The 4,567-nt window shown below is 40.1% G+C and carries 3 protein-coding genes; all 3 read right to left on the reverse strand.

Going from position 1 to position 4,567, the window contains the following annotated elements; all coding sequences use genetic code 11:
* A partial coding sequence (locus KTR07_RS27725) for a DUF4369 domain-containing protein (RefSeq protein WP_217315563.1) occupies positions 1-410 on the reverse strand: 410 nt, incomplete at its 3' end.
* Between the two features lie 99 nt (positions 411-509).
* The gene (locus KTR07_RS27730; protein ID WP_008766273.1) at positions 510-1,376 is read right to left on the reverse strand and encodes a BT1926 family outer membrane beta-barrel protein; all 867 of its coding nucleotides are present in this window, start codon (positions 1,374-1,376) and stop codon (positions 510-512) included.
* Positions 1,377-1,402: 26 nt separating this feature from the next.
* Complete coding sequence (locus KTR07_RS27735; protein WP_008766274.1) at positions 1,403-4,225, reverse strand: hypothetical protein; 2,823 nt, start codon at positions 4,223-4,225, stop codon at positions 1,403-1,405.
* Positions 4,226-4,567: the final 342 nt, after the last annotated feature.

The following is a 4,567-nucleotide window of genomic DNA, read 5'->3' on the forward strand; positions in this document are numbered from 1 at the left end:
TTATCCGTACAAGCAGCAGAATATGCATCTATAGCCAGAAGAAAATCCTGCATCCGTTCGTTCAGCATCGTTCCTTCCGTACAAACGACATCGGCAATACTCGCTTTTATGGTACCGTTTTCAATCACAACAGGCAAACGGTATTCCAGTCCCATTTTACTGGCATGGATCGAAAGTATCTTTATGACCGGATTTTCTATTTTTGTCGTGTCTGCAAAAGCAAACTTTCCATTTATTATCCTTGCGCTGTCAACAGGGGCATCCGTCGAAACATCTTTCATGTAAACCATTTTACCCTCAAATTCCGGCAGAGGCGCACTACCGTCAATTCTGTAACCTTTTATTTGAGAGCAAGCTCCCAATACTAATACCCCAATGAAAAAGGGCAAAAGTCTTATACATCTATTCATCGGACTTTTATTTCTTCTTGAAAAGAAAGAAAAGCCGCCCGCCAATACCAGCAGAGCGGCTTTCACTTTTCATTTATACATTTGTATAATCATTGTTCGTCAGAATCTGAAGCCAAGTTTCACCACAGGCATTTCGAAAATCTTGATGTTATGGTGACTGACATTGTACTTATCAAATCCTTTCGGACAAATTTGTATCAAATCATAGCGATAAGCTAAAGGATGCATCTCGAACCCGAAAATAAATCCTTTGGCAATGCTATACTCGATACCTGCTACGGCAGCTACTTTCAGACCATACATCTGACCGGCTTTGCTTCCTGCGGTATAGACCTGAGAAGGAAGTTCTTCCGAATCATCGCTATCCTTATAGGTATCGCCGGTGTATGGTTCTGTAGTTTCAATGCGTGCCATCTGGAAGCCAAGGGCGCCTCCTACGTATGGATGAATACGTTCGTTGCGAGTCTTGAAGTAATAGTTGGAGCCGACAGAGGTATACCAGTTATTAGTCATCTGCGCATTGATATAACTTTGCGCGGGTATGATCATATCGGGTACACTGTTGTCGCCTTCTACATAGTCTTTCTTGGGAGTCAGGCTGATGTTCATGCTAAACTGGAAATTGATGTCCCAGTTGTCAGACAGAAAATACTTGCCTTCGATTCCGGCTATATTGACCAGACTATTATTATTCAGACTACCGATATTCAGATAGCGGTTCAGGTCACCGGAGTTATCCGTTCCTCCATTGGGAAGTCCGACGACTCCTTCGGTGTTGGTGAACTTGGGAAGCAGATAAGAGGTGTTCTCATTGAAGAACTTTCCGCTACCAAGTAAAACCGAAACCTGCCACTGTCCTTTCTTCGGAGCAAACGACGCATCATCACTGCTGCTGTAACGCTGCGCCAATGAAGGCGCAGCTGTTATACAGGTCAGCAAAAGTAATGTGCATAGTTTCTTTATCATTTTGTTACTTTTACGTGATTAAGAAATTACTTACTCAAGGTTTCCAATACGGATTTAACTTGTGCAAGAGCAGTATCATAGATTGCTTTCGCTACATCATAAGCTTCTTGAGCTGTTTCCAAAGCAAGTTTCTTCTGTTCTATTACATAAGCTTCCTTGTATTCACCCTTGTTGAACAGTTCAATGCTCTTTTCTGCTGCAGTAACCTTCTGTTTAGCTTCTTCAACTGATTTTTCCTGAGTAGCAACTTGATTCTTCCAATAATTCAGAACAGATTCTACAGTTACCACAGAACCAGTGACAACACCACCGTTGATACCATCAATCTGATCTTGAACAACACTGATCAAGCCAATGTAATCTTGGATCAATTCAGCAAACTTCTTACTATTGGCCTCAGCTTCAGCAGTCAAAGCATCTTGTTCTTCTTGTGCTTTCTTCACCTCTTCTTTAGCAGTCTTCAGAGCAATACGAGTTTCGTCAGCTTTTGCAATAAACGGATCCATTAAAGCAGTATTCGTATTTATTTCTGCATTCAGATCAGCAAGTACACCTTCCATTTGAGCCTTCAATGGTTTAATCAAATCGGCAGCAGCAATCATATCTTTGCAAGTCTGTACATCGTCATTAGCAGCCATCATAGCTCCCAAAGTACCAAAGTCAGTCAAAACAGCACTATTATTCTGCTTAATATAAGCGCGGACCATTGCTTCTGTTACTTCAACAAGTCTGTCTTCGCCAGGAATCACAGTACCAAAAGTAGCATCAGAAGTATACTCTAAAGCATCTTCAGCTGTATTGCGATCTAACTTAGTTGCACTTAATTTAGTAAATTCATCTGCAGAAATATCAGAGCGTAATGCCTGCATGTGGCCAGTTTTCTTACCATCTTTTTCCTCTTCTTTATAGAAAGCATCTTTGCCTGTCATATCTTCAACACTAACTGTATTAGCCAGTATCTGACCATAAGGATTAGCAGCAAGAGCAGAATAAGTACTAATTGCAGGAGCCACCTTAGCAACAGCAGTAGCAGCCTCTCCAGCAGCTTTAACCAATGCAGCTTTAGCCTTTTCTACTTTCTTATCTTTATCATCGGCAAGAGCTTGATTTCCTGCAGCTTCACCTTTGGCAGCCAATTCAGCAACAGTCTGATCAAGTTTCAGCCATTCAGCCAAAGTAGCATTAGCATCAGCCTTTGCTTTAGCTTGTTTCACTGTATCGTCCAATATAGCTTCCAGTTTACTGGTAGTTTGTTCAGCAGGAGTCAATGCATCCCATGCAGCCTTACTAGTAGGAGACAATGCGGTAATCATATTGTCACGGTATGTTTTCTCCAATACCGAAGCTTTTTCTTTTTCTACAGCATCATCATAAGCAGCTTGATATACGGCATCCCATGCACTATTATAAGCTTTTACTGCAGATTCTACTGCGGCATAAGAAGAATTATAAGTATCTGTCGCCTTTTTCAGATCAGTAGTTGGCACTGTAGTTGCTGTACCTTTTACCGCTTTTGCAGAAATTTCCCAGTTAGCTTTATCCTTTTCAAATTTTTCTTTAGCATTTTTGGCTGTCTTTTCTTTTTCTGCCAAAGTCAACTTATTCCATTCAACTCCATTTTCGTCTACAGAATATTTACCTAAAGCATCAATCCAGGCATTTACTTTCATCAGAGTAAGAGATGCCTGACTAGTTCTGGCTGTTACATCTTCTATTTTCAAATCAGCATTGTACTCAGTTTGTGTATACTGAACAGCCGGATAATCAAACACACCCGTACTAACAGTATATCCATCTAAAGATGTAAAATCATTGCTACTACTAAATAATGTCTTCAATCCTTCATTAATAGGTTCAGATTTATAAGCTGCAATATCAAGCTGAGTATTAACCTGTGTTGTAGAGTCTGCTACAGCTTTATCATATGCCTCTTTAGCAGCTTTACGCGCTTTTATCTTTTCGGCTACTTTTTGTTCTGCAGCTTTATAATCTGCGGAAGTCTTAATAGTAGCGATCTCAACATCAGCTTTGCTCTTTTCACTTTCATATTCAGATTTCTTCTTCTTCAGATCCAGGATCTTATCATCCCATGCAGCTGCATCAAAGTCTTCTGCCAAAGCTAACATATTATTTTTCTCATCCAATAAGATTTCTGCCTTTTCAACTGCAATCTGTGCCAACTTCAATTCAGCCTGTAAGCTAGCTAATGTCGGAAGATTAGGATTAACCAATGCATCATAATAATTATCCTGAGCTGTCTTTAAGGCAGTGTAATATTGGTTCAGGCTAGCAGAAGCAACATAAAGTCTTTGCTGTGCTTTATCAATAATTGCTTTTTCTCCATCAGAAAGCAGAAGTTTTCCAGCTTCAATGAGTTTCATTGCATTATCATAAGCTTCCTGTGCCTGTGCTGTCTGAGTCTGATAGTTCAACATAGCTGCTTTGAAGATTTCAGCTTCTTCAGCCATTTTATTTTCCCAGTAAGCTTTGTTTCTGTTAGCTTCAGCAATCTTAGCTTCCGCCTCAGCTTTTGCTTGTTCGGTAGCAGCTTGTGCGCGTTCTACTTCCAGTTCTTTCAGTTTCACGTCTAAAGCATGCATCTGAACATCGTACTCTTTGTACTGATTATCCAATTCTTTAGATTTGTTTACCAGTTCCTGATAAGCTACTTGCGCTTTTTGCCATTCCACTTCCACCAGTTTTACCGCAGCCTGTGCTTTAATCAGTTCGGATTTTGCTCCCCGCAGATCAACGATACCTTCCGGTTCATCGGTATCAATACATCCCGTGAATGTAGCTGTCGTACCCGCCATTAGCAAGGTTGCGACCAAATACGTCCATTTTCTCATAAAAGTAAATTAAATGTTATACAATTAATAAATAAAAAATTTGTTTGCTGTCATTTCATAATCCATCTCATCTTGGTGGTCTGTCTTTCCGTTACTTTGTAGGTAACGGGAAAGCGTACTTTTCCACCCCGACAGAGGCGTCTGCGGGCTACATTCATTAAATAAGTAAAGAATATTTTTAACCCCTGCTCTCAGACGATGGCAGAGGGGAGGGAAATCTTTTGCAAAAATTAAAGACCAAGCCGTGTTCTTCTCAAAAAATCCGCAGTTTTATTCTGTGTGTTTCTTTTTTTTAGTAGTTTATCAGAAAAAATATCATTTTTGTTTGCATGTTTTCCAAAA

Source organism: Bacteroides sp. MSK.20.82, from assembly GCF_019052485.1.
GTDB classification, from domain to species: Bacteria; Bacteroidota; Bacteroidia; order Bacteroidales; family Bacteroidaceae; genus Bacteroides; species Bacteroides thetaiotaomicron.